We start from the raw sequence: 24768 nt of genomic DNA, 5'->3' as shown, positions 1-24768 counted from the left end.
CCGACGTCCGGAAGGCCGCCCGTGAACCGCCGCACCTTCGTCGCCGGCGCCGCCGCCGCGCTCACCGCCTCCGCGTGCACGTCCTCGGAACCCCGGCCCGCACCCCCCACTTCACGCGTCCCGTCGTCCCGCGCCCCGTCCCGCACCCCGCGCCCCGCGACGCCCGCCGACTGGACCGCCCTGGCCGGGCACCTCGACGGCCGCCTGGTGCGCCCCGGCGACGCCGACTGGACCACCGCGCACCGCCTCTACAACACGCGCTTCGACAGCCTCCGCCCCGCCGCCGTCGCCTATGTCCGGCACGCCGACGACATCCGCACCGCCCTCACCCACGCCCGCGAGCACGCCGTCCCGCTCGCCGTGCGGGGCGGCGGCCACTCGTACGCGGGCTGGTCCTCCGGCGACGGACGGCTGATCGTCGACGTGTCCGACCTGGCCCACATCCGCGTGGAGGGCGACACGGCCGTGGTGGGCGCCGGCGCCAAGCTGATCGACGTCTACCGCACGCTCGCCGCCCGCGGGCTCACCGTCCCCGGCGGTTCCTGCCCCACCGTCGGCATCTCCGGCCTCACCCTCGGCGGCGGCCACGGCGTCACCTCCCGCGCCTACGGCCTGACCTGCGACAGCCTCACCGAGGCCACCCTGGTCACCGCCGACGGCCGACAGCTCACCGCCTCCGACTCCGAGCACCCGGACCTGTTCTGGGCGCTGCGCGGCGCGGGCAACGCCCAGTTCGGCGTCGTCACCGAGTTCCGCTTCCGCACCCACCCCGCCCCGCAGAGCGTCACCGGTTATCTGACCTGGCCGTGGGAGCGGGCGGCCGCCGTGGTCGCGGCCTGGCAGGAGTGGGGCCCGGACCAGCCCGACGAGATCTGGTCCGCCCTCCACCTGGAGAACACCGGCGCAGGACCCTCCGTCTCCGTCGCCGCCTTCTCCCTCGGCGCCTACGGCGAACTGCAGAACGCCGTCGACCGGCTCGCCGACCGCATCGGCGCCTCCGCGAGCAGCGTCCTGCTGCGCCGCCGCTCGTACCAGGAGTCGATGGAGCTGTACGCGGGCTGCACCTCGTTCACGGACGAGCAGTGCCGGCTCCCCGGCGGGACGCCCGGCCTCAGCCCCGAGGGCGCCCTGGCCCGCGAGACGTACGCGGCTCGCTCCGACTTCTACGACCGTCCCCTCGACGACGCCGGCATCACCACCCTGCTCGACCGCATCCGGGCGGCCGGCGGCGGCTCGGCGAGCATCGCGCTCACCGCGCTCGGCGGCGCCGTCAACCGGGTCGCGCCCACCGCGACGGCGTTCGTGCACCGCCGCTCCCGCGTGCTGGCCCAGTACCTCGCCTCCTGGAACCCCGGGAGCTCGGACGGCGCCGCGATCCGATCCTGGCTGACGGCCACTCACCAGGCGCTGCGTCCGCACGCGTCCGGGGCCGCCTACCAGAACTACACGGACCCCGACCTGACCGACTGGCGCCGCGCCTACTACGGCGACGCCGCCCCGCGCCTGTCCCGCCTGAAGCGGCGTTACGACCCGGGCCGCGTCTTCACCACCCCGCAGGCGCTCTGAGCCCCGCGGACAGACGAAGGGCCCGTGACCACCCGCCCCTCAAGGGGACGGAGATCACGGGCCCTCGCCGTACGTGTGTTGTCGTCAGGCCGCCAGGTCCCGCTCCTCGGGACCGGCGCCGGCGGCACTGCCCCGGCTGCGCTCGGCGACCCGCCGGCGCTGGCCCTGCGGCCGGGCGGACACCAGCCAGCCGGCCTTCGGCGACCGCTCCACCGCCCGCATCAGCGGCGTCAGCAGCGCCATCGCGAGCGGCGACAGCAGCAGCGCGACCGCGGTGCCGAGCGCCAGGCCGCCCACCACGTCGGTCGGGTAGTGCACGCCCATGTAGACGCGGATGAAACCGCCGAGCAGGCCCAGCACCAGGGCCACCAGGCCGAAGCGCCGGTTGGCCAGGAACAGACCCACCGCCAGCGCCATGCAGAGCGTCGCGTGGTCGCTCACGAAGGAGAAGTCGTCCTTGCCGTCGACGAGCACCTCGAGCCCCTCGTGGTCGTTGAACGGCCGTGGCCGCTCGACGAATCCACGGATCGGCACGTTCACCAGGACGGCGACGCCCGCCGCGAGCGGGGCCCACACCAGGGCCGCCACCGATGACGCCGCGTCAGGTCCGCCCTGCCTGCGCACACCCCACCAGCACCACAGCACCATCGCGAGCAGGCCGAAGAGCACGCCGTACTCTCCGACGAACTCCATGACGTGGTCGAACCACGGTGGGGCGGCCTTGGCGAGGCCGTTGATGTCGTAGAGCAGGTCGACGTCGGGGTTCGACCCGGAATCGGCGAGTCCAGCCATGGTGCTGCGGCCCCTTCGTCAAGTCGTCCGGCGCGCGGACGCGCGCCGTTCTGCCACCCCCGTGGTCTGTAGATCCGCTCGTCCGCTCGGCTACGAGAACAGGAACGCACGGCCCCCGCCGATCCGTTCCGCACTCCACCGAAAGATCACGCAGACGTTATCGAAGAGAGATGCGTTGTCGCAGCTCAGGGGGGTGTCTGTCGCTCCGCTCACACCGTCGTGGGGAGCGCTTTCGCGCCATCTTCCGTGACCCGGGTGGCACCAAAGTAGTCAGGAGTGTCGATCGGGTCGAATCGGATCACCGCGCCGGGACGCGGCGCGTCGATCATGTACCCGCCGCCGACATAAATACCCACATGCCGGATGGCCCGCGAATTGGTCAGGTCGTCCGAGAAGAACACCAGATCGCCCGGCAGCAGCTCGTCCCGGTCCGGATGCGGCCCCGCGTTGTACTGGTCGTTCGCCACACGCGGCAGCGTGATCCCCACACTCTCGTACGCGGCCTTGGTCAGACCCGAGCAGTCGAAGCGTCCGCCCTGGTCAGCGGTGCCGTTGCCGCCCCAGAGATAAGGAGTGCCGAGCTTCTTCTGCGCGAACGCGATCGCCCCGGCCGCCTGCCGCGACGGGTCCACCCGCCCCACGGGAGCCGCGAAGCTCTTCTCCAGCTCGCGGATGCGCTTCACATAGTTCTGCGTCTCCTTGTACGGCGGGACACCCCCGTACTTGATGACCGCGTACGCCCCCGCGTTGTACGAGGCGAGCATGTTTTCGGTCAGATTCCCGCCGACGTCCTTCACGTACGACGCGAGCGTGCAGTCGTAGGTCGCCGCGGACGGGATCGCGTCCGCCGGGTCCCACACGTCACGGTCGCCGTCCCCGTCGCCGTCGATGCCGTGGACGGCCCAGGTGCCGGGGATGAACTGCGCGATGCCCTGCGCGGCGGCGTGGCTCTGCGCCTTCGGGTTGAACCCGCTCTCCTGGTAGAGCTGCGCGGCGAGCAACGCCGGGTTGATGGCGGGGCAGAGGTTGCCCCAGCGGGAGACGAGCTGCTGATAGGCCGCCGGCACACTGCCCTTGGCCAAGGACTTGGCGGCGCCGCCGCCCACCCCGTTCACCAGGTTCCCTGCGACGACGTACACCCCGACGACGAGCAGCATCACGAAGGCGAGCGCGGATCCGACGGCAAGGGTCGCACCGATCCACACCTTACGCACCGTCAACCACCCCTCACCGTCCGGCAGTCCGCCGCCGCCCGACAGTGTAGAGGCGCGACGGCCGAACGGGAGTGATCAGATACGACGACATGCACGGTCCGCGCCACCGGGAACGAGCCCCGCTTCATTGCCCGGCGTTACCCAGCGTGATACACAGAGTGACGATACGACTCTTCACCCTTCGGAGCGCGCCCCTCCCGGAGTCCGGCGCGCGCCGGTGGCAAGCTATTCCCACGAAACCCGCCAACTGATGACGCCAAGTCGACATACGACGGCGTCATCGTCGGCGACAATGAGGCCTGACCTCTGCACCCCCGCAGAGGATGCGGAACTACCCATACAGGGGCGGTGACTTACATGCTCTTTGCGGCCGACGAGGGAGACATCAACACCATCATCGGCGGGATCGCTCCGGACTGGGGCCCCTTCGGCAGCCTGGGCAACGAGGCCAAGGTGATGATCGAAGTGGTCATGGCCGTCGCCATCCTCATCTGCCTCGGCATCGCCATCTGGGGGGCGGCCAAACAGCGCATCGGCGCCACCGCGTTGAGGGACACGTTCAGCGCCGAACAGGGCAAGGGCCTCATCATCGCGGGGCTCACGGGCGTCTTCATCATCGGTTCGCTCGGCACCCTGTTCACCATCGTGTACGGCATGGCCGTCTGATCCCGCACCATCGGTCCCGACCGGGCACGCCCGGCCCCCTCCATCCCACCCGCCCGTCGTGCCCACCGGCTGAGGTTGCGTTTCCCTGATGTCCAGTCACCACACCACGCCCGAGCGGCGGCCGGTACGGCTACCGTCGTACGTGGAGTACACGGAGTACGAGGTGTTCCCGCACGACGCTGAGGGGGCGTACGCGGCATGAGTCTCGGAGACGACACGGGCCGGACCCGCACCCGCCTGCCCGAGGCGAGCGGCGACCCGTACGGCGGCGCGCGCAGAAACGGCCGGTCGTCGTCGCGCAGCCTGGTCACCGTCGTGGGCGTGGTGGTCCTCCTCATCGCTGCGATCGCCTTCGCGAACCGTGGAGGCGGGGATTCCGACGCGGAGGAGGGCGGCGACGCGCCCAAGGCGGCGGCGACGGCCCCGACGGGCGAGAAGCCGGTCGCGGCGGGCGCGTCCGGCATCCCGGCGGGCTTCGCCCACGACCGGCAGGGGGCGGAGAGTGCGGCGGCGAACTACGCGGTGGCCCTCGTTTCCGCCGACATCCTCAAGCCGGACCGGCGCGCCGAAATCGTCCGCCAGGTCTTCGTGGCCGACAAGCAGGCGTCCCTCGAGGACCGGTTCGACAAGGCCTACTCCAAGGAGTTCCTGAGCAGCATCGGCCTGGACGAGAACGGCAACGCCGCTCCGGGCGAGACCTACGTGTCCCGCACCATGCCGATCGGCACCAAGGTCACCGGCTACTCGGACACGGAGGCCGGCGTCGACGTCTGGTGCTCCGGTGTGTTCGGCACGGCAGGCGAGAAGACGACCAACCCGGTCACCAGCGACTGGTTCACCATGACGCTGCAGCTGCGCTGGGCCGACGGCGACTGGAAGGTCGACAGTTTCGCGCAGAAGGACGGCCCCGCGCCCGTCCCCGGGGACGACAAGGCGTCCACCGCCGAGGAGATGGCCAAGGCCGTCCAGGAGTACGGAGGCTTCACCTATGCCCGGTAGCCCGCGCCGCGTACTCAAGCTGGCCACGGCCGTCACAGCCGCGCAGGCCGCGCTGCTCATGGCGGCCACCCGCGCCACGGCGGCACCCACACCCTCCCCGACCCCGTCGGACGACAACTGCGACCTGATCGTCGGCCCCGCCAAGGACTACTGCGAACGAGGCGAAGGCGGCTCCGGCGGAGGCGGCGGTGGAGGGCGCTCCACCTTCAACGACCCCACCTCCGCCCTCGACCCCCTCGCCTCCCTCGCCCGCGGCTGCGCCGACGCCGCGTCCTGGACGGTCAAGCAGCTCAGCGCCGCCGTCGAGGACACCGCGAAGGTGGACTTCACCAACGACACCTTCCTCCAGCAGTACGCCGTCGTCTTCGCCGCGTCGACGATCCTCACGCTGCTCCTCTGGCTGCTCGCGGTCGCCAAGCGGGCGGTCCGCGGCGTGCCGCTCGCCACCGCCCTCTCCGAGGCGATCGGCTTCCTCTGGCTGACCGTCCTCGCCTCCGCCTTCACCCCGCTGATCCTCTACACCGTCGTGTCCGCGACCGACGGCGTCACCGACGTGCTGGCGAAGGCGACCGGCGACCAGACGGACACGTTCTTCGGGACGTTCTCCGCCGCCCTGGAGAAGGGCAACGACATCGGCGGCGGCCCGATCATGCTGATCGTCGTCTCCCTCGTCTCCATCCTCGCCGCCGGCGTCCTCTGGCTGGAGCTGGTGATCCGCGCCGCCCTGCTCTACGTCGGCGCCCTCCTCGGCACCGTCGTCTACGCGGGCCTCGTCGACAAGAACCTGTGGGGCCACGTCCGCCGCTGGGCGGGCATCATGATCGCCGTGATCATGGTGAAGCCGGTCATCGTGATCGTGCTCGGGCTGGCCGGCGCGCTCTCCGCCGACGACGGCCCGGACGCCTTCTCCGCCGTGGTCTCGGGCCTCGCGATCATCCTGCTGGCCATCTTCGCCTCGGCGATGATCTACCGCTTCGTCCCCGGCTTCGGCGACGAGATCGCCGGCTCCCGCAACAACCGCATCATGCAGGGCGCCGAGGGCAAGGCCGCCGCCGTGATCAGCTCCCCGGCCACCCTGGTCGCCCAGGGCATCAAGACCCACAGCACCCGCGCCGACAACCACGGCGGCGGAGGCCAGTCCTCCGCGCCCCGCCCGTCCAACCCCGCCTCCGGGGGAGTCGCCGCGCACAGCTCCCGCCCCTCGGGGAGCGGCGGATCCGCCGCAGCGCCCCCGCCCCGGACGGGCAGCCCGGTGAACACCCCGCACGCCGGCACCCGCAACAGCAGCAACAACCGCACGGGAGGTGAAGGGCGTTGACGACCGAGTCCCATCTGTCCCCCACGGTCACGCCCCGCCGTACGTATCTGATCGGCCGCGCCCGGCCGAACGCGATCGTCGGCCGTAATCGCGAGACCGGTGAGATCGCGCTCATCGTCATCGGCGCGTTCCTCGGCATGATGTGCGGGCTCCTCGTCCCCGTCCTGTCCGTGCGGATCGTGCTGCTGGCAGGCCTGCCGATGCTCGCGCTCGCCGCCGTGTACGTGCCGTACAAGCACCGCACGTTCTACAAATGGTTCGAGATCAACCGCAGTTACAAGCGCACCCTGCGCCGCGGCGCCACCTACCGCTCCGGCGTCATCGAGGCCGGCACCCGGCTCGACGGCCGCGAGATCGAGGTCGGCCCGCCGCCCGGCATCGGCAGGATCACCTGGCTGTCCGCGCCGTTCGGCCCGGACGAGATCGCCGTGCTGCTGCACGCGGACCGCAAGACCGTCACCGCCGCCATCGAGATCGAGGGCCCCGGCGTCGGCCTGCGCGACTCCGAGGACCAGGAGGCCCTCGTCGACCGCTTCGGCACGCTGCTCAAGCACGTGGCCAACGGCGACGGCTTCGTCACCCGCATCCAGATGCTCGCCCGCACCCTCCCCGCCGACCCGGACGCGCACGCCAAGGACGTCGCCGTCCGCGGCGACGACAAGGCGCCCGCCTGGCTCCAGCAGTCGTACGACCAACTCCAGTCGATGGTGTCGACCAGCAGCGAGCAGCACCGCGCGTACCTCGTCGCCTGCATGCACTACAACCGCGAACTCGCCGCCGAGGCCACCACGATGGCCCGCGCCATGCGCAGCCAGGGCGGCGGACGCGTCGACCGGGACGCGGGCCTCGCCGTCGTCATGGCCCGTGAGCTGACCGACATCTGCTCCCGGCTCCAGGAGGCCGACATCCGCGTACGCCAGCCGCTCGGCCAGAGCAGGCTGTCCTCGCTGATCCACTCCATGTACGACCCGGACCACCCGATCGACCACATCCAGGCGATGTCCCAGCGCAACGCCTGGCCGGCCGAGCTGGACGCCACGGAGCCCACGTACCTCCAGGCCAAGACCCGCGAGTCCGCCACCCGCGCCCCCTGGTGCCACGCCACGGCCTGGGTGAAGGAGTGGCCGATGACCCCGGTCGGCGTGAACTTCCTCGCACCGCTCCTCGTCCACACCCCGGACGTCATCCGCACGGTCGCCGTCACGATGGACCTCGAACCCACCGAGGTCGCCATCGAGCGCATGCTCACCGAGAAGACCAACGACGAGGCGGAGGCGTCCCGCGCCGCCAAGATGAACCGCACCGTCGACCCCCGCGACGTCGCCGCGCACAGCAGGCTCGACCAGCGCGGCGAGGACCTCGCCAGCGGCGCCGCGGGCGTCAACCTGGTCGGCTACATCACCGTCTCCTCCCGCACACCCGAGGCCCTGGCCCGCGACAAGCGGACGATACGGGCCTCGGCCGGAAAGTCGTACCTGAAGCTGGAGTGGTGCGACCGCGAGCACCACCGCGCGTTCGTGAACACTCTCCCGTTCGCCACCGGCATTCGTAGGTAGGGGCTGAGCTGAAGATGCGGGATCCGCTGTCCGTCGTCACCGACGCCTTCACGTCCTTCCTGTTCGGGAAGGTCGAGACGACCCGGCTGCCGGTGCGCACGTCCACGGGCCAGGCGCAGGCGGTGTACCTGCCGACCGCCGCGCCCGGCCTCGGCGACTCCGGCGTCATCATCGGCCGCGAGGTCTACTCCGGGAAGGGCTACATCTACGACCCCTTCCAGCTCTACGGCCAGCAGCTCCCGGCCCCCCACTGGCTGGTCCTCGGCGAGTCCGGCAACGGCAAGTCGGCACTGGAGAAGACGTACGTCCTGCGCCAGCTCCGCTTTCGCGACCGCCAGGTCGTCGTCCTGGACGCGCAGGGCGAGGACGGCGTCGGCGAGTGGAACCTCATCGCGCAGGAGCTGGGCATAACGCCCATCCGGCTGGACCCGATGGCCGCCCTGGACCACGGCATCCGGCTCAACCCGCTCGACCCGTCCATCACCACGACGGGCCAGCTGGCGCTGCTGCGCACCATCATCGAGGTCGCCATGGGCCACGGCCTGGACGAGCGCTCCGGCTTCGCCCTGAAGGTCGCGCACGCCTACGTCAACGAGACCATCGTCGAACGCCAGCCGGTGCTGTCCGACATCGTCGAGCAGCTCCGCCACCCGGAACCGGAGTCGGCGGAGGCGATGAACGTCGCCATAGACGACGTCCGGGCGTGGGGCCTGGACGTCGCGCTGGTCCTCGACCGCCTGGTCGACGGTGACCTGCGCGGCATGTTCGACGGCCCGACGACCGTCGGCATCGACCTGGACGCCCCGCTCATCGTCTTCGACCTGTCCCACATCGACCGCAACTCCATCGCCATGCCGATCCTCATGGCGATCGTCGGGGTGTGGCTGGAGCACACGTGGATCCGCCCCGACCGGAAGAAACGCATCTTCCTGGTCGAGGAGGCCTGGCACATCATCAACAGCCCGTTCGTGGCGCAGCTGTTCCAGCGGCTGTTGAAGTTCGGCCGGCGCCTCGGCCTGTCCTTCGTCGCGGTCGTCCACCATCTGTCCGACGTGGTGGACGGAGCGGCGGCGAGGGAGGCCGCGGCCATCCTGAAGATGGCCTCCACCCGCACCATCTACGCCCAGAAGGCGGATGAGGCACGGGCCACGGGCCGGGTGCTCGGCCTGCCCAGGTGGGCCGTGGAGATCATCCCGACGCTCACCCCGGGCATCGCGGTCTGGGACGTCAACGGCAACGTCCAGGTGGTCAAACACCTGGTCACCGAGACGGAACGCCCGCTGGTCTTCACCGACCGCGCGATGACCGAGTCGTCCGCCGACCTCGCCGACGACGCCCTGCGCGCCGCCGAACTGGAGGCCGAGGAGCGGGCGGCGGCCTTCGTGGAGCAGCACGTCGGGGACTCCGAGTCGACGGTGGCGTAGGAACGGCGCAGGAGGGGGACGCGTGAGACCGGACGAGCGGCGCGGGCACGACGGCGGCCAGAACGGCGGCATCCCGGACGGACTGCTGGTCGGGGTGCTCGCGTTCCTCCTCGGCATGACGGCGATGGTGTGGACGGCCACCGGCTTCGCGGGCCTCTTCGCCCACGGCCGCTGGCCGTCCGGCCTCACCTTCACCCGCACCCCGCTCGCCATGCGCCACCTGATCGCCGAACCGCACGACCTCCCCGGCGCCTGGCCCGACACCCCGCCCGCCGACCTCTCCGGCTACGGCCTCTTCTGGGGCCTGCTCATCGGCCAGCTGATGATCCTGGTGGTCCTCACCGTGTTCGTCCTGGGCACGGTGGCCCGCTGGAGGGCGGTACGGGCACGACGGCGGGAGGAGGCGGCGGTGCCGCGGGCGCCCGAGCCTCCGAAGGAGATGCCGGACCCGGAGCCGGTGCCTGTTCCGAAGCCGGCGCCTGAGCCTGCGCCTTTGACGGAGCCTGCCCCGACGCCGGTGCACGAGGTCCCCGCCCCCAGGCCCCCCGAGCCGGACCCTCAACCCCTCGCGGAGACGACCACCCCCGGCCTCCACTACGGCCCCCCGGCCACCCGCCACACCACCGCCGCGCAGGCCGTACGCGACGCCGAGGGCCCCGCGCTCGTCCTCACGTCCGACCCGGCCCTCTGGTACGAGACCAAGGACGCCCGCGCCAAGCTCGGCCCCACGCACGTCTACGACCCCACGCACCTGTGCGACACCCCGGCCCGTCTCCACTGGTCGCCCACCGCCGGCTGCGAGGACAAGGACACGGCGACCGCCCGCGCGGCGGCCCTCCTGGCCCCCGTCCGCCCCACCTCACGGCTCGACCAGCAGCTCGGCGACACCGCCGAACTCCTCCTCCGCAGCTATCTGCACGCGGCCGCCGTCGACGGCCGCACCGTCCGCCACGTCCACCGCTGGGCGCAGGGCCTCCAGGTCCAGGACGCGGTACGGGTCCTGCGCACGCATCCCAAGGCGGCGTCCGGCTCCGCGGGCGAGCTGGAGGCGGCGCTCACCGCGCACCCCGAACGCCGTGACATGGCGCAGCAGCTGACGGCGCGTGCGCTGGCGGCCCTCTCCACGGTCAACGTCCGCGAAGCCTGCAATCCGCACCGAAGTGATGCCCTCGCCTTGGATTCCTTCATCCACGAAGGGGGAACGCTTTACGTCGTGGGCGAATCCATCGAGGATCCGCGCACCGGTCCGGGCGCCATGCCTCTGCTCACGGCGCTCGTCTCGTACGTGGTCGAGCACGGCCGGCGCATGGCCGAACGGTCATCCTCCGGTCGGCTCGACCCACCACTCACGCTCGTCCTGGACGACGTGGCGGCCGTGGCCCCTCTCCCCCAGCTCCCTGAGCTGCTCACCGCGGGCCCCGAGCGCGGCATGCCCACGGTGGCCCTTCTGCGCTCCCGCGAACAGGCCCGCGCCCGCTGGCCGCACGCGGAACTACCCGTCTGACTCCGGCCGCTCCACGGCCAGTTCGAGCTCCCGCTCGCCCTTGTCGGGACCCAGCGTGGTGGTGACCCCGGTCTCGGTGAACCCGGCCTTGCGGTAGGCCCGCAGCGCCCGCGCGTTGTCCTCGTGCACCAGCAACCGCACCCGCTCGGCGCCCTGCGACCACGCCCACTCCAGTCCGGCGTCGAACAGCACCTCCGTGAGCCCGATCCCCCGGTGCCCCGGCTGCACGTACACCCCGACGAGATGCCCCTGGAGCCGCTCGACGGGCATCCCGGCCCAGTCCGCGGACCCGGGCTTCTCCATCAGCACGGTGACGGTCCCGACCCACTCCCCGTCGGGCCCCTCGGCGATGATCTGCTGCGCCCCGGACGCCCCTTCGGCGCTCCGCTCGGCCCGCTCCCGCCAGAAGGAGTCGGGCCGGCCGGCGGCAGCCTCGTAGGTCTCCATGAAGGCGATGGACGCCACGGGATCCCGCAGCGCCTCGAGCCGCAGGGCCTTGGCCCGGGGCCACTCGTCGACACGCAGGGACCGCACCTGGTAGTTCATGCGGTCACGGTAGTACCGGGGTACCACGGCCTCCTACGGAATAAGCCCGCCGTCCGACGCCCGCCGCCCCCGCGCCGACGAGCATCGACCCATGATTACCGCGCAGCACCTCACGAAACGCTACGGCGGCAGGAACGGGAAGACGGCCGTCGGCGATCTGTCCTTCACCGTCCGCCCCGGCACCGTGACCGGCTTCCTCGGCCCGAACGGCGCCGGCAAGTCCACCACCATGCGGATGATCCTCGGCCTGGACACCCCGACGTCGGGCAAAGTCACCGTCGGCGGCCGCGCCTACGCCGCCCACCCCGCGCCCCTCACGGAGGTCGGCGCCCTGCTGGAGGCCCGCTCCGTCCACCCGGGCCGCACCGCCCGCCATCACCTGCGCGGCCTGGCCCTCACCCACGGCCTCCCGGAAAGGCGCGTCGACGAGGTCCTGGACCTCACCGGCCTCACCGAGGTGGCCGACCGCAGGGTCAAGGGCTTCTCCCTCGGCATGGGCCAACGCCTCGGCATCGCGGCCGCGCTGCTCGGCGACCCGGCCACCCTCGTCCTCGACGAACCGGTCAACGGCCTCGACCCCGAGGGCGTCCGGTGGATCCGCACCCTCCTCAAGTCCCTCGCCGCCGGGGGCCGCACGGTCCTGGTCTCCTCCCACCTGATGAGCGAGATGGCCCTGACCGCCGACCACCTGATCGTCATCGGCCGCGGCCGCCTCCTCGCGGACACCACGGTCACCGACTTCGTACGGGACTCGGGAGCATCGGCGGTCCGCGTGGTCACCCCCGCCCCGGACACCCTCACCGCCCTGCTCCGCGCCCCGGGCGTCGACGTCACGGACACCGCGGAGGCGCTGGAGATCCGCGGCACGACCGCCGAACACATCGGCCGCACCGCCGCCGCCCACGGCATCCCCCTCTTCGAACTCACCCCGTCCAAGGCCTCCCTGGAGGACGCCTTCATGACCCTCACCCACGACGCCGTCGAGTACTCCGGCCCTCAGGGAGCAGCCGCATGACTGCCACCTACCGGATCACCCCGGCCCGCGTCCTGCGCTCCGAGTGGCACAAGCTGACGACGCTCCGGTCCACCTGGATCGGCCTCGGCCTGACCGTCGTCCTCACCCTCGGCACCGGCCTGCTCATCGCCGCGAGCTACGAGGGCGGAGGAGGCGACGACGACATCGACACCGTCCTGATGATCCTGCTCGGCATGCAGTTCACCTACGTCGTGCTGGGCACCCTCGGCGTCCTGACCACGGCCGGCGAACACTCCACCGGCCAGATCCGGGCCACCATGACCGCCGTGCCCGACAGACTGCCGGTGCTCTGGTCCAAGGCGGCCGTGCTGGCCGGCGCCGGCTTCCTCACCGTGCTCACCGCCAACTTCCTCACCTTCCCGCTGGCGCAGACCTTCCTTGCCGACACCGCGCACGCCGCCTCCCTCACCGACCCCGGCGTGGCCCGCGCCCTCGTCACCAACGCCGCAGGCCTCGCTCTTCTCGGCGTCCTCGCCCTGGCGCTCGGCTCGATGCTCCGCTCCGTCCCGGCAGGCATCGGCGCACTGATCGGCCTCACGATGATCCTGCCGGAACTCCTCCCCCTGATCCCCTACGACGTCGTCGACGACGCCGCCCGCCACTTCCCCTCCAAGGCCGTCGAGGCCCTCACGTACGCCGACCCCCGGCCCGGCATGCCCTCACCCGGTGCGGCCCTCCTCTCGATGACCCTGTGGACGGCGGGAAGCCTCGCCCTGGCGGCGCTCCTGCTCAGGCGCCGGGACGTATGACGGCCTTCCCCGCGGGCGGCGCGACCAGCACCATGGACCGCGTGCCGGAGGAACAGACAGCGGAGCCGATCACCCAGTACCTCCAGCGGACCGTGCAGCGGGTGCGCGCCGTCGACCGGCGCCGCCCGCTCCTCTGGGACCTGCACCTCACGGCTTTCTGGACGACGGCCGCTCTCATCGACCTCTACGGCGGCGGCTGGACCCGCGTCACCCGCAACCCCGGCGTCCCCGAGGGCCTGGTGCTCGCCTTGAGCCTCGCGCTGACCGTCCCTCTCCTCCAGCGCCGGTCCCACCCGCGCACGGTGCTGCTGGTGATGACGCCGGCCCTGCTGGTCAACGCCTGGACGGGCGCGATGCTCCAGGCCGCCCTCCTCCATCTGCTCGTCGTCTTCCACATCACCCTGCGCCGCCCGCTGCGCTCCCTGTGGTGGGTGGCGGCCGTGTCGACGGCCCCCGTCGTCCTGGCGGTCCTGCGCCACCCGAGGGGCCCCGCCGACGAGGACCTCGGACCGCACCTGATGTCCCTCCTCGTCGCGGTCGCCGTCGGCGTCACGGTCCGCACCCGCCGCGATCACACCGTGGCCCTGGAGGACCGCGCACGCCGCCTGGAGATCGAACGCGACCAGCAGGCCCGCCTCGCCGCGGCCGCCGAACGCACCCGTATAGCCCGCGAGATGCACGACATCATCGGCCACAACCTGTCCGTCATCACGGGCCTCGCCGACGGCGGCCGCTACGCCGCCGCCAAGTCTCCCGAGCGTGCGACCCAGGCCCTGGACGCCATCGCGGGCACCAGCAGACAGGCCCTCACCGAGCTGCGCCGCCTGCTGGACGTCCTGCGCGACGACGAGCCCGCCCCCGCCGACCTCACCCCCCAGCCCGCGCTCACCGACCTCGACCGCCTCCTCGACGGAGTGCGCCGGGCCGGACTGCCCGTCGGGGCGACCGTCGAAGGCGAACCGGCCATCACCCCCGGCCGCCAGCTCACCCTGTACCGCGTCATCCAGGAAGCCCTCACCAACACCCTCAAGCACGCCGGCCCGGACGCCACCGCCGACATCGCCCTTTCCTACGCCGCCTCGGGAGCCGTGACGCTCACCGTCACCGACACCGGCCGCGGCGGCGCCCCGACGACGAACGACGGCCGGGGACTTACCGGAATGCGGGAACGCACCGCGCTGTACGGCGGCACCCTGGAAGCCGGCCCGCGCCCGCACCCGGAACGCGGCTGGCGCGTCCACCTGCGTCTCCCGGAGGAATCCGCCCCGTGACCACCGTCCTCATCGCCGACGACCAGCCCCTCCAGCGCTTCGGCTTCCGCATGCTGCTGGAGAGCCAGGACGACATGACGGTCCTGGACGAGGCAGCGAACGGCACGGAAGCGGTCCGCAAGACCGCGGACCTCAGACCGGACGTCGTCCTGATGGACGTCCGCATGCCGGGCCTGGACGGCATCGAGGCCACCCGTCGCATCACCGCCTCCGGCGACCGCACCCGCGTCCTGATCCTCACCACGTTCGACCTCGACGAGTACGCCTACGCGGGACTCCGCGCCGGTGCCTCCGGTTTCCTCGTGAAGGACGCCCAGCCGGAGGACCTCCTCTCCGGCATACGGGCGGTCGCGTCCGGTGACGCCGTGGTGGCCCCCGGCCTCACCCGCCGCCTCCTGGACGCCTACGTCCACCATCTCCCCGCCGGCGGCACCGAATCCGCGCAGCCCGACCCCAGACTGGCCGCGCTGACGGACCGCGAACGCGAAATCCTGACAGTCATCGGAAAGGGCTGGACGAACACGGAGATCGCCGAGCGTCTCCACCTCGCCGAATCCACGGTGAAGACCCACGTGGGCCGCGTCCTGGCGAAGACGGGCTCACGGGACCGGGTCCAGGCCGTTATCTGCGCATATGAAACGGGTCTGGTGCAGCCTTAGAAAATGGCCAGTAAACGCAGAAAGCCCCCGTGCCGAATGGCACGGGGGCTCTCATTGAAGAATTGTTCGGCGGCGTCCTACTCTCCCACAGGGTCCCCCCTGCAGTACCATCGGCGCTGTAAGGCTTAGCTTCCGGGTTCGGAATGTAACCGGGCGTTTCCCCTACGCTATGACCACCGAAACACTATGAAACTGACAACCGGCACCACACCGTGACCTGGCATGGGGTTGTTCATGGTTTCAGAACCAACACAGTGGACGCGAGCAACTGAGGACAAGCCCTCGGCCTATTAGTACCGGTCAACTCCACACGTTACCGTGCTTCCATATCCGGCCTATCAACCCAGTCGTCTACTGGGAGCCTTACCCTCTCATGGAGGTGGGAGTCCTCATCTCGAAGCAGGCTTCCCGCTTAGATGCTTTCAGCGGTTATCCCTCCCGAACGTAGCCAACCAGCCATGCCCTTGGCAGAACAACTGGCACACCAGAGGTTCGTCCGTCCCGGTCCTCTCGTACTAGGGACAGCCCTTCTCAAGACTCCTACGCGCACAGCGGATAGGGACCGAACTGTCTCACGACGTTCTAAACCCAGCTCGCGTACCGCTTTAATGGGCGAACAGCCCAACCCTTGGGACCGACTCCAGCCCCAGGATGCGACGAGCCGACATCGAGGTGCCAAACCATCCCGTCGATATGGACTCTTGGGGAAGATCAGCCTGTTATCCCCGGGGTACCTTTTATCCGTTGAGCGACGGCGCTTCCACAAGCCACCGCCGGATCACTAGTCCCGACTTTCGTCCCTGCTCGACCCGTCGGTCTCACAGTCAAGCTCCCTTGTGCACTTACACTCAACACCTGATTGCCAACCAGGCTGAGGGAACCTTTGGGCGCCTCCGTTACTCTTTAGGAGGCAACCGCCCCAGTTAAACTACCCATCAGACACTGTCCCTGATCCGGATCACGGACCCAGGTTAGACATCCAGCACGACCAGACTGGTATTTCAACGACGACTCCACCCGAACTGGCGTCCGAGCTTCACAGTCTCCCAGCTATCCTACACAAGCCGAACCGAACACCAATATCAAACTGTAGTAAAGGTCCCGGGGTCTTTCCGTCCTGCTGCGCGAAACGAGCATCTTTACTCGTAGTGCAATTTCACCGGGCCTATGGTTGAGACAGTCGAGAAGTCGTTACGCCATTCGTGCAGGTCGGAACTTACCCGACAAGGAATTTCGCTACCTTAGGATGGTTATAGTTACCACCGCCGTTTACTGGCGCTTAAGTTCTCAGCTTCGCCCACCCAAAGGTGAGCTAACCGGTCCCCTTAACGTTCCAGCACCGGGCAGGCGTCAGTCCGTATACATCGCCTTACGGCTTCGCACGGACCTGTGTTTTTAGTAAACAGTCGCTTCTCGCTGGTCTCTGCGGCCACCCCCAGCTCGAGCAGCACGTGCTCTCACCAGGAATGGCCCCCCTTCTCCCGAAGTTACGGGGGCATTTTGCCGAGTTCCTTAACCATAGTTCACCCGAACGCCTCGGTATTCTCTACCTGACCACCTGAGTCGGTTTAGGGTACGGGCCGCCATGAAACTCGCTAGAGGCTTTTCTCGACAGCATAGGATCATCCACTTCACCACAATCGGCTCGGCATCAGGTCTCACCCTTATACGAGTGGCGGATTTACCTACCACTCGGGCTACACCCTTACCCCGGGACAACCACCGCCCGGGATGGACTACCTTCCTGCGTCACCCCATCACTCACCTACTACCAGCTCGGGTCACCGGCTCCACCACTCCGACCTCGTCCGAAGACTCAGCCGGCGGCTTCACGGGCTTAGCATCACTGGATTCGATGTTTGACGCTTCACAGCGGGTACCGGAATATCAACCGGTTATCCATCGACTACGCCTGTCGGCCTCGCCTTAGGTCCCGACTTACCCTGGGCAGATCAGCTTGACCCAGGAACCCTTAGTCAATCGGCGCAAACGTTTCTCACGTTTGTATCGCTACTCATGCCTGCATTCTCACTCGTGAACCGTCCACAACTACCTTCCGGTGCTGCTTCACCCGGCACACGACGCTCCCCTACCCATCCACACAGGCGTTGGCCCTATTGTGTGAATGACACGACTTCGGCGGTACGCTTGAGCCCCGCTACATTGTCGGCGCGGAATCACTAGACCAGTGAGCTATTACGCACTCTTTCAAGGGTGGCTGCTTCTAAGCCAACCTCCTGGTTGTCTGTGCGACTCCACATCCTTTCCCACTTAGCGTACGCTTAGGGGCCTTAGTCGATGCTCTGGGCTGTTTCCCTCTCGACCATGGAGCTTATCCCCCACAGTCTCACTGCCGCGCTCTCACTTACCGGCATTCGGAGTTTGGCTAAGGTCAGTAACCCGGTAGGGCCCATCGCCTATCCAGTGCTCTACCTCCGGCAAGAAACACACGACGCTGCACCTAAATGCATTTCGGGGAGAACCAGCTATCACGGAGTTTGATTGGCCTTTCACCCCTAACCACAGGTCATCCCCCAGGTTTTCAACCCTGGTGGGTTCGGTCCTCCACGAAGTCTTACCTCCGCTTCAACCTGCCCATGGCTAGATCACTCCGCTTCGGGTCTTGAGCGTGCTACTGAAACGCCCTGTTCGGACTCGCTTTCGCTACGGCTTCCCCACCCGGGTTAACCTCGCAACACACCGCAAACTCGCAGGCTCATTCTTCAAAAGGCACGCAGTCACGACGCAAGGACAAGTCCTTGCGCGACGCTCCCACGGCTTGTAGGCACACGGTTTCAGGTACTATTTCACTCCGCTCCCGCGGTACTTTTCACCATTCCCTCACGGTACTATCCGCTATCGGTCACCAGGGAATATTTAGGCTTAGCGGGTGGTCCCGCCAGATTCACACGGGATTTCTCGGGCCCCGTGCTACTTGGGTGTCTCTCAAACGAGCCGCTGACGTTTCGACTACGGGGGTCTTACCCTCTACGCCGGACCTTTCGCATGTCCTTCGCCTACATCAACGGTTTCTGACTCGTCTCATGGCCGGCAGACCATGAAAGAGAGATCCCACAACCCCCACGACGCAACCCCTGCCGGGTCTCACACGTCGTAGGTTTGGCCTCATCCGGTTTCGCTCGCCACTACTCCCGGAATCACGGTTGTTTTCTCTTCCTGCGGGTACTGAGATGTTTCACTTCCCCGCGTTCCCTCCACACTGCCTATGTGTTCAGCAGCGGGTGACAGCCCATGACGACTGCCGGGTTTCCCCATTCGGACACCCCCGGATCAAAGCCTGGTTGACGACTCCCCGGGGCCTATCGTGGCCTCCCACGTCCTTCATCGGTTCCTGGTGCCAAGGCATCCACCGTGCGCCCTTAAAAACTTGGCCACAGATGCTCGCGTCCACTGTGCAGTTCTCAAACAACGACCAACCACCCATCACCCCAAGCCATACGGCTCGAGTGCACTGGGGCCGGCACTGAAGGCGACCACACGGCCGTACCCTCAGACACCCAACAGCGTGCCCGACACAGTCAGTTGACCAGATCAGCGTTCCACGCCCCGAAGAGCAGTACTAGCGCCTGGTCCATCCTGGACCGTGCCGAGTAGTCAACGTTCCACCCATGAGCAACCAGCATCAGACGTTCGCTGATGAACTGGCCTCTGGACTGCCGAGGCAGCCTAGAAGTGCTCCTTAGAAAGGAGGTGATCCAGCCGCACCTTCCGGTACGGCTACCTTGTTACGACTTCGTCCCAATCGCCAGTCCCACCTTCGACAGCTCCCTCCCCACAAGGGGGTTGGGCCACCGGCTTCGGGTGTTACCGACTTTCGTGACGTGACGGGCGGTGTGTACAAGGCCCGGGAACGTATTCACCGCAGCAATGCTGATCTGCGATTACTAGCGACTCCGACTTCATGGGGTCGAGTTGCAGACCCCAATCCGAACTGAGACCGGCTTTTTGAGATTCGCTCCACCTCGCGGTATCGCAGCTCATTGTACCGGCCATTGTAGCACGTGTGCAGCCCAAGACATAAGGGGCATGATGACTTGACGTCGTCCCCACCTTCCTCCGAGTTGACCCCGGCGGTCTCCCGTGAGTCCCCAGCACCACAAGGGCCTGCTGGCAACACGGGACAAGGGTTGCGCTCGTTGCGGGACTTAACCCAACATCTCACGACACGAGCTGACGACAGCCATGCACCACCTGTACACCGACCACAAGGGGGACCCTGTCTCCAGGGTTTTCCGGTGTATGTCAAGCCTTGGTAAGGTTCTTCGCGTTGCGTCGAATTAAGCCACATGCTCCGCCGCTTGTGCGGGCCCCCGTCAATTCCTTTGAGTTTTAGCCTTGCGGCCGTACTCCCCAGGCGGGGCACTTAATGCGTTAGCTGCGGCACGGACGACGTGGAATGTCGCCCACACCTAGTGCCCACCGTTTACGGCGTGGACTACCAGGGTATCTAATCCTGTTCGCTCCCCACGCTTTCGCTCCTCAGCGTCAGTATCGGCCCAGAGATCCGCCTTCGCCACCGGTGTTCCTCCTGATATCTGCGCATTTCACCGCTACACCAGGAATTCCGATCTCCCCTACCGAACTCTAGCCTGCCCGTATCGACTGCAGACCCGGGGTTAAGCCCCGGGCTTTCACAACCGACGCGACAAGCCGCCTACGAGCTCTTTACGCCCAATAATTCCGGACAACGCTCGCGCCCTACGTATTACCGCGGCTGCTGGCACGTAGTTAGCCGGCGCTTCTTCTGCAGGTACCGTCACTTTCGCTTCTTCCCTGCTGAAAGAGGTTTACAACCCGAAGGCCGTCATCCCTCACGCGGCGTCGCTGCATCAGGCTTTCGCCCATTGTGCAATATTCCCCACTGCTGCCTCCCGTAGGAGTCTGGGCCGTGTCTCAGTCCCAGTGTGGCCGGTCGCCCTCTCAGGCCGGCTACCCGTCGTCGCCTTGGTGAGCCATTACCTCACCAACAAGCTGATAGGCCGCGGGCTCATCCTGCACCGCCGGAGCTTTCGATCACCAAGGATGCCCAAGGCGATCAGTATCCGGTATTAGACCCCGTTTCCAGGGCTTGTCCCAGAGTGCAGGGCAGATTGCCCACGTGTTACTCACCCGTTCGCCACTAATCCACCCCGAAGGGCTTCATCGTTCGACTTGCATGTGTTAAGCACGCCGCCAGCGTTCGTCCTGAGCCAGGATCAAACTCTCCGTGAATGTTTACCCGTGATCGGGTGCACACATCACGAGAGCGGAACATCGGGAGGAATAATCCCGACGTTCACAGCGTCCTCGCTGTGTATTTCTTCAAAGGAACCTCGTCTCAGAGAGACGGGGTATCAACATATCTGGCGTTGACTTTTGGCACGCTGTTGAGTTCTCAAGGAACGGACGCTTCCTTTGTACTCACCCTCTCGGGCTTTCCTCCGGGCGCTTCCCTTCGGTCTTGCGTTTCCGACTCTATCAGATCTTTCCGATCCGATTTCCTCGGTGCTTTCCAGTCCGGCGTTTTCGCGCTTTCCTTTCCGGCGGTTCCGACTTTATCAGATCCTGTTCTCGGCCTGACCCCCAGTCAGCGGGGTTCGTCTTCCCGGCCGTTGCGGGCCGTTCCGACGTCTCAAACCTTAGCGGACTCTCTCCGTGTCTCCCAAATCGGGGGTGCGGAATTGAATTCAGGCATGCGGGCATACCGAAGTCGTTCCCACTGGGAGGTCGTACTGAGGTTTGGTTGCCGCTTTCGCGGCGGAAGTGCTGCCGGAGAACCGTTACGGCCCCGTGGCAACCCGAAGAACCTTACGGATCGCCCGGGGCTGCGTCAAGTGGCGCAGTCCAAGATCTTTCAGTCCAGGTCGGTGAGGCGTCCGCCGGCGTCCGGCTGGGCGTCCTCCACCCTGCGCAGCAGGCGCGTCAGCACCTCACCGAGGGCGGTCCGCTCCTCCGGGCTGAGGTCCTGGAGCAGGTCCGCCTCGAAGACGGTGGCCATCCGCATGACCTCCTGCCACTTCTCCCGGCCGGCCGGGGTGAGCTCCACGATGACGCGAACGCGGTTGTTCTCGTCCCTCTCCCGGGTGACCAGCCCCTCGGCGACCATCCGGTCGATGCGGTGGGTCATGGCTGCGGGGGTCAGGCCCAAGCGCTTGGCGAGGTCGCTGGGGCCCATCCGGTAGGGGGCGCCGGAGAGGACGAGCGCCTTGAGGACCTCCCAGTCGGCGTTGGTGATGCCGAGCTCGGCGGTCTGGCGGCCGTAGGCGACGTTCATGCGGCGGTTGAGCCGGGACAGCGCGTTGACGATCTTCTCGACCTGCGGGTCGAGGTCCTGGAACTCGCGCTGGTACGCGGCGATCTGCTCTTCGAGGGTCGGCTCTTCCACGCCGGGGGTGTCGCCCATGCCCGCAGTATGGCACGCCCCATCTTTGCCTTGAAGTCCTTCTCTATGTAATCTTTAGCTTCGAACTTTAGCTTCTAAGTCTTCACTCCTAACTACTGAGAGAGGTGAACGTGACCAGGGCGATGGGCGCAGCGATGCGCCGGATCCACGTGGGCAACGCACTCAGCGCCTTCGGGCTGGGCTTCACGGTCCCGTACCTGTACGTCTACGTGGCGCAGGTGCGCGGGCTGGGGCCGATGACGGCGGGGCTGGTCCTCGCCGTCTTCGCCGTGGCCGCGCTGATCGTGCTGCCGCTGGCCGGACGGGCGATCGTCCGGCGCGGCCCCCTTCCGGTGCTGCTCGCCGCCCTGCTCACCGCGGCGATCGGCTCGCTCAGCCTGGGGCTGTCGGCGAGCGCGGCGGCCGTGCTGCTGTCGGCGGCGGCGCTCGGCGCCGGTCAGGCGGTCATGCAGCCGGCCCTGGCGACGATGATCGTGGACTGCTCAGGTCCTGAGACCCGGTCGCGCGCGTTCGCCATGCAGTTCTTCCTCCAGAACCTCGGGCTGGGCGTCGGCGGGCTCATCGGCGGCCACCTCGTCGACCCGACGAAAGCGGGCTCCTTCACCCTCCTCTTCGCCATCCAGGCGGCGATGTTCCTGCTGCTGGTCGTGGTGATGTCGACGGTGCGGATGCCGCACTCGCCGCGCATCGAGGGCACGCCCGCGCAGTCGGCCAAGGGCAGCTGGAAGCAGCTGCTGGGCAACCGCGCCATGGTGCAGCTGTGCGTGCTGGGCTTCGTGCTGTTCTTCGCCTGCTACGGCCAGTTCGAGTCGGGCCTGAGCGCGTACGGCGTCGAGGCCGCGGGGATCTCCACCTCCACGCTGGGGACGGCGCTGGCGGCGAACACGCTGATGATCGTCGTCGCGCAGTTCGCGGTGCTGCGCTTCGTGGAGCGGCGCAAGCGGTCGCGTGTGATCGCGTCCGTGGGTCTGATCTGGGCCGTGGCGTGGGCCGTGGCCGGGTACGCCGGTCTGGGCGGGGCGAGCCAGGAGATGGCGACGGCCGCGTTCGTGTCGACGTACGCGCTGTTCGGGCTCGGGGAGGCGATGCTGTCGCCGACGCTCGCGCCGCTGGTCGCCGATCTGGCGCCGGCCGGGATGGCCGGTCAGTACAACTCGGCGTTCGCCCTGGTGAAACAGCTCGCGCTGGCCGTGGGTCCGGCGGTGGGCGGGCCGATGGCGGCCTCGCTGCACGCGCCGTACATCGTGGTGTTCCTGCTGTTCTCGCTGGGGATCACCGTGCTGGCCCTGCGGCTCGGGCAGCAGCTCACCGCCGTGCAGGACCATCCGTCGGCCGCGGGCAGCCGGGTCGTGGCGCAGGGCGGCGCGGAGCAGGCCCCGGCGCGCGCCTGACCGCGCGCGTCAGACGACGGCGCCGGCCGTCTTCGGCAGCAGGAATTCGCACCAGACGGCCTTGCCGCCGCCCGGGGTGCGTCTGCTGCCCCACGCGGAGGCGATCGTCGCGACGATGGCGATGCCCCGGCCCGACTCGTCGCCGGGCTCCGCGCGGCGGCGCCTGGGCAGATGGTCGTCCCCGTCGGTGACCTCGATGATCAGGCGGCGGTCGGTGCGGCGCAGGCGCAGCCGCATCGGGGGTGTGCCGTGCTGGAGGGAGTTGGCGACCAGTTCGCTGGTCGCCAGGACCCCCAGGTCGTGCAGCTCGGGCGGGAAGCGCCAGCTGGTCAGGACGCCGGACGCGAAGGCACGCGCGCGTGGCGCCGCTTCCACGCCGCCGAGCAGTTCCAGCGCGGCGTTGCGGAACAGTTCGCTCTCGGGTCCTGAGCGCGCCGGGTGCTGGAGGACGAGGACGGCGACGTCGTCGTCGTGGTCCGGGGTGACGCCGGCCGAGCGGACCAGGCGGTCGCAGACGACCTGGGGGCCGCCGGTCGCTCCGGCGAGGGCGCGCTCCAGGGAGGCGATGCCCTCGTCCAGGTCCTCGTCGCGGCGCTCGACCAGGCCGTCGGTGTAGAGGACGGCGGTGGACCCGGGGCCGAGCGGCACGGAGCCCGACGCGTGCATCCAGCCGCCGGTGCCGAGCGGGGGGCCGGTCGGTTCGTCGGCGCGCCGGACGGTGCCGTTCTCGTCGCGCACCAGGATGGGCAGGTGCCCCGCGGAGGCGTACACCAGGCGGCCCTCGTTGGGGTCGTGGATGGCGTAGACGCAGGTGGCGATCTGGTTGGCGTCGATCTCCATGGCGAGGCCGTCGAGCAGCTGAAGCACCTCGTGCGGCGGGAGGTCCAGGCGCGCGTACGCCCGTACGGCCGTGCGGAGCTGGCCCATGACCGCCGCCGCGCGGACCCCTCGTCCCATCACGTCGCCGATGACCAGGGCGGTGCGGCCGCCGCCGAGGGTGATGACGTCGTACCAGTCGCCGCCGACCGCGGCCTCGGTGCCGCCCGGGTGGTAGGTGGCGGCGACGCGCAGGTCGTCGGGCTCCTCCAGCTCCTGCGGGAGCAGGGAGCGCTGCAGGGTGACGGCGGTCTCGCGCTGCCGGCGCTCGCTGGCGCGCAGCCGCTCGGCGGCCTCGGCGTGGTCGGTGACGTCGGTGGCGAAGATCAGCACCCCGCGGCCGTCGCCCTCTCCCGCGGGTGTGCAGGTGAACGTGTACGAGCGGCCGTCAGGGGCCTTGCGCGACTTGACCGTCCGGGGTCTTCCGCTGCGGAGGACCTGGTCGAGGAGGGGCAGCAGGCCCAGCTCGTCGAGCTCCGGGAGCGCTCCCCGGGCGGGCGCGCCGACGGGGCGGAGGCCGAAGGCGGCCGTGTAGGCGTCGTTCAGGTAGGCGATGCGGTGGTCCGGGCCGTGCACCAGGGCGACCAGGTACGGGACGCGGTCCAGGACCTCGCGGACCCCGAGCTCGTCGACGGCCGGCAGCGGCCGGTCCCCGTGGGTGAGGCTCTCCGCGCGGGCCGCGGGCACGGAGCCCTCTCCCCGCCGGTCCGGGGGTGCCGTCTGCTCGGTCCGCGCTGCGGCGCGGCGCTGCGTTCCGGGGAGCCGGGCGCTCCAGCGCGTGAAGTTCACGAATCCTTG

The 24768-nt window shown here is 68.7% G+C and carries 17 protein-coding genes and 3 rRNA genes; 12 read left to right on the top strand and 8 right to left on the bottom strand.

Annotated elements, in window-relative coordinates; genetic code table 11:
• Window positions 1–21 precede the first annotated feature (21 nt).
• Complete coding sequence (locus tag ACQY0Z_RS08010; RefSeq protein WP_439812015.1) at window positions 22–1566, top strand: FAD-binding oxidoreductase; 1545 nt, start codon at window positions 22–24, stop codon at window positions 1564–1566.
• Window positions 1567–1650: 84 nt separating this feature from the next.
• Here the strand turns inward: ACQY0Z_RS08010 and ACQY0Z_RS08005 are convergent, their stop codons facing one another.
• Together ACQY0Z_RS08005 and ACQY0Z_RS08000 are read right to left on the bottom strand one after the other, a co-directional pair.
• Window positions 1651–2358, bottom strand: a complete 708-nt coding sequence (locus ACQY0Z_RS08005; RefSeq protein WP_189896423.1) for a phosphatase PAP2 family protein — start codon at window positions 2356–2358, stop codon at window positions 1651–1653.
• Between the two features lie 209 nt (window positions 2359–2567).
• Window positions 2568–3578, bottom strand: a complete 1011-nt coding sequence (locus tag ACQY0Z_RS08000) for a bifunctional lytic transglycosylase/C40 family peptidase (RefSeq protein WP_347224933.1) — start codon at window positions 3576–3578, stop codon at window positions 2568–2570.
• A gap of 351 nt (window positions 3579–3929) precedes the next feature.
• Between ACQY0Z_RS08000 and ACQY0Z_RS07995 the strand changes: the two genes are divergently transcribed.
• From ACQY0Z_RS07995 to ACQY0Z_RS07970, 6 genes are all read left to right on the top strand, one after another.
• Window positions 3930–4238, top strand: a complete 309-nt coding sequence (locus ACQY0Z_RS07995; protein WP_006136301.1) for a hypothetical protein — start codon at window positions 3930–3932, stop codon at window positions 4236–4238.
• A 198-nt stretch (window positions 4239–4436) separates the two neighbouring features.
• Window positions 4437–5237, top strand: a complete 801-nt coding sequence (locus ACQY0Z_RS07990) for a hypothetical protein (RefSeq protein WP_189896424.1) — start codon at window positions 4437–4439, stop codon at window positions 5235–5237.
• Complete coding sequence (locus tag ACQY0Z_RS07985) at window positions 5227–6555, top strand: hypothetical protein (protein ID WP_189896426.1); 1329 nt, start codon at window positions 5227–5229, stop codon at window positions 6553–6555. The genes ACQY0Z_RS07990 and ACQY0Z_RS07985 overlap by 11 nt, the downstream gene beginning before the upstream one ends.
• Entirely contained in the window at window positions 6552–8111 is a 1560-nt protein-coding gene (locus tag ACQY0Z_RS07980) for an SCO6880 family protein (protein WP_189896428.1), read from the top strand. The genes ACQY0Z_RS07985 and ACQY0Z_RS07980 overlap by 4 nt, the downstream gene beginning before the upstream one ends.
• Window positions 8112–8125: 14 nt before the next feature.
• Window positions 8126–9535, top strand: a complete 1410-nt coding sequence (locus ACQY0Z_RS07975) for an ATP-binding protein (RefSeq protein ID WP_189896430.1) — start codon at window positions 8126–8128, stop codon at window positions 9533–9535.
• A 22-nt stretch (window positions 9536–9557) separates the two neighbouring features.
• A complete protein-coding gene (locus ACQY0Z_RS07970) occupies window positions 9558–11039 on the top strand; it encodes a type VI secretion protein (RefSeq protein WP_189896431.1) in 1482 nt (493 codons plus the stop codon).
• Here the strand turns inward: ACQY0Z_RS07970 and ACQY0Z_RS07965 are convergent.
• Window positions 11028–11585 carry a GNAT family N-acetyltransferase gene (locus ACQY0Z_RS07965; protein ID WP_347224929.1) on the bottom strand — a complete coding sequence of 186 codons (558 nt, stop codon included), beginning with the start codon at window positions 11583–11585 and terminating at the stop codon, window positions 11028–11030. The genes ACQY0Z_RS07970 and ACQY0Z_RS07965 overlap by 12 nt on opposite strands.
• 91 nt (window positions 11586–11676) lie before the next feature.
• Between ACQY0Z_RS07965 and ACQY0Z_RS07960 the strand changes: the two genes are divergently transcribed.
• From ACQY0Z_RS07960 to ACQY0Z_RS07945, 4 genes are read left to right on the top strand one after another with little or no spacing between them, the layout of a single operon-like run.
• The gene (locus tag ACQY0Z_RS07960) at window positions 11677–12600 is read left to right on the top strand and encodes an ABC transporter ATP-binding protein (protein WP_439812014.1); all 924 of its coding nucleotides are present in this window, start codon (window positions 11677–11679) and stop codon (window positions 12598–12600) included.
• Complete coding sequence (locus ACQY0Z_RS07955) at window positions 12597–13370, top strand: ABC transporter permease (RefSeq protein WP_254588635.1); 774 nt, start codon at window positions 12597–12599, stop codon at window positions 13368–13370. Before ACQY0Z_RS07960 ends, ACQY0Z_RS07955 begins: the two co-directional genes overlap by 4 nt.
• Window positions 13367–14641, top strand: coding sequence for a sensor histidine kinase (locus tag ACQY0Z_RS07950; protein ID WP_381730243.1), 1275 nt, complete (start codon window positions 13367–13369; stop codon window positions 14639–14641). The genes ACQY0Z_RS07955 and ACQY0Z_RS07950 overlap by 4 nt, the downstream gene beginning before the upstream one ends.
• Window positions 14638–15300 carry a response regulator gene (locus ACQY0Z_RS07945; RefSeq protein WP_189896438.1) on the top strand — a complete coding sequence of 221 codons (663 nt, stop codon included), beginning with the start codon at window positions 14638–14640 and terminating at the stop codon, window positions 15298–15300. Before ACQY0Z_RS07950 ends, ACQY0Z_RS07945 begins: the two co-directional genes overlap by 4 nt.
• A 64-nt stretch (window positions 15301–15364) precedes the next feature.
• Here ACQY0Z_RS07945 and rrf read toward each other — a convergent pair.
• The 4 genes from rrf to ACQY0Z_RS07925 all read right to left on the bottom strand — a co-directional run bounded on the left by rrf (window position 15365) and on the right by ACQY0Z_RS07925 (window position 21703).
• Window positions 15365–15481: ribosomal RNA gene (gene rrf / locus ACQY0Z_RS07940) — 5S ribosomal RNA — on the bottom strand.
• Between the two features lie 89 nt (window positions 15482–15570).
• A 23S ribosomal RNA gene (locus ACQY0Z_RS07935) occupies window positions 15571–18694 on the bottom strand.
• A gap of 310 nt (window positions 18695–19004) precedes the next feature.
• Window positions 19005–20532, bottom strand: a 16S ribosomal RNA gene (locus ACQY0Z_RS07930).
• The 16S, 23S and 5S rRNA genes sit together here, the layout of an rRNA operon.
• 622 nt (window positions 20533–21154) lie before the next feature.
• On the bottom strand, window positions 21155–21703 hold the full coding sequence (locus ACQY0Z_RS07925) for a MarR family winged helix-turn-helix transcriptional regulator (protein ID WP_189897339.1): 549 nt from the start codon (window positions 21701–21703) through the stop codon (window positions 21155–21157).
• 122 nt (window positions 21704–21825) lie between these two features.
• On the opposite strand from ACQY0Z_RS07925, the gene ACQY0Z_RS07920 reads away from it, so the two are divergent.
• Window positions 21826–23094, top strand: coding sequence for an MFS transporter (locus tag ACQY0Z_RS07920; protein ID WP_439813351.1), 1269 nt, complete (start codon window positions 21826–21828; stop codon window positions 23092–23094).
• Between the two features lie 9 nt (window positions 23095–23103).
• Here the strand turns inward: ACQY0Z_RS07920 and ACQY0Z_RS07915 are convergent, their stop codons facing one another.
• Window positions 23104–24759 carry a SpoIIE family protein phosphatase gene (locus tag ACQY0Z_RS07915; protein WP_189897338.1) on the bottom strand — a complete coding sequence of 552 codons (1656 nt, stop codon included), beginning with the start codon at window positions 24757–24759 and terminating at the stop codon, window positions 23104–23106.
• Window positions 24760–24768: the final 9 nt, after the last annotated feature.

It is taken from the genome of Streptomyces sp. P9-2, assembly GCF_051903975.1.
GTDB lineage: Bacteria > Actinomycetota > Actinomycetes > Streptomycetales > Streptomycetaceae > Streptomyces > Streptomyces cellulosae.
Note: the sequence above shows the minus strand (reverse complement) of the source record. Positions and strands in the feature narration are given on the sequence as shown.

What these genes read in the sequence shown, in the direction of transcription:
- ACQY0Z_RS08005 (WP_189896423.1), bottom strand. Translation starts at nt 2,358, where the DNA reads ATGGCTGGACTCGCCGATTCCGGGTCGAACCCCGACGTCGACCTGCTC.
- ACQY0Z_RS07995 (WP_006136301.1), top strand. Translation starts at nt 3,930, where the DNA reads ATGCTCTTTGCGGCCGACGAGGGAGACATCAACACCATCATCGGCGGG.
- ACQY0Z_RS07990 (WP_189896424.1), top strand. Translation starts at nt 4,437, where the DNA reads ATGAGTCTCGGAGACGACACGGGCCGGACCCGCACCCGCCTGCCCGAG.
- ACQY0Z_RS07985 (WP_189896426.1), top strand. Translation starts at nt 5,227, where the DNA reads ATGCCCGGTAGCCCGCGCCGCGTACTCAAGCTGGCCACGGCCGTCACA.
- ACQY0Z_RS07975 (WP_189896430.1), top strand. Translation starts at nt 8,126, where the DNA reads ATGCGGGATCCGCTGTCCGTCGTCACCGACGCCTTCACGTCCTTCCTG.
- ACQY0Z_RS07965 (WP_347224929.1), bottom strand. Translation starts at nt 11,585, where the DNA reads ATGAACTACCAGGTGCGGTCCCTGCGTGTCGACGAGTGGCCCCGGGCC.
- ACQY0Z_RS07960 (WP_439812014.1), top strand. Translation starts at nt 11,677, where the DNA reads ATGATTACCGCGCAGCACCTCACGAAACGCTACGGCGGCAGGAACGGG.
- ACQY0Z_RS07955 (WP_254588635.1), top strand. Translation starts at nt 12,597, where the DNA reads ATGACTGCCACCTACCGGATCACCCCGGCCCGCGTCCTGCGCTCCGAG.
- ACQY0Z_RS07950 (WP_381730243.1), top strand. Translation starts at nt 13,367, where the DNA reads ATGACGGCCTTCCCCGCGGGCGGCGCGACCAGCACCATGGACCGCGTG.
- ACQY0Z_RS07925 (WP_189897339.1), bottom strand. Translation starts at nt 21,703, where the DNA reads ATGGGCGACACCCCCGGCGTGGAAGAGCCGACCCTCGAAGAGCAGATC.
- ACQY0Z_RS07920 (WP_439813351.1), top strand. Translation starts at nt 21,826, where the DNA reads ATGGGCGCAGCGATGCGCCGGATCCACGTGGGCAACGCACTCAGCGCC.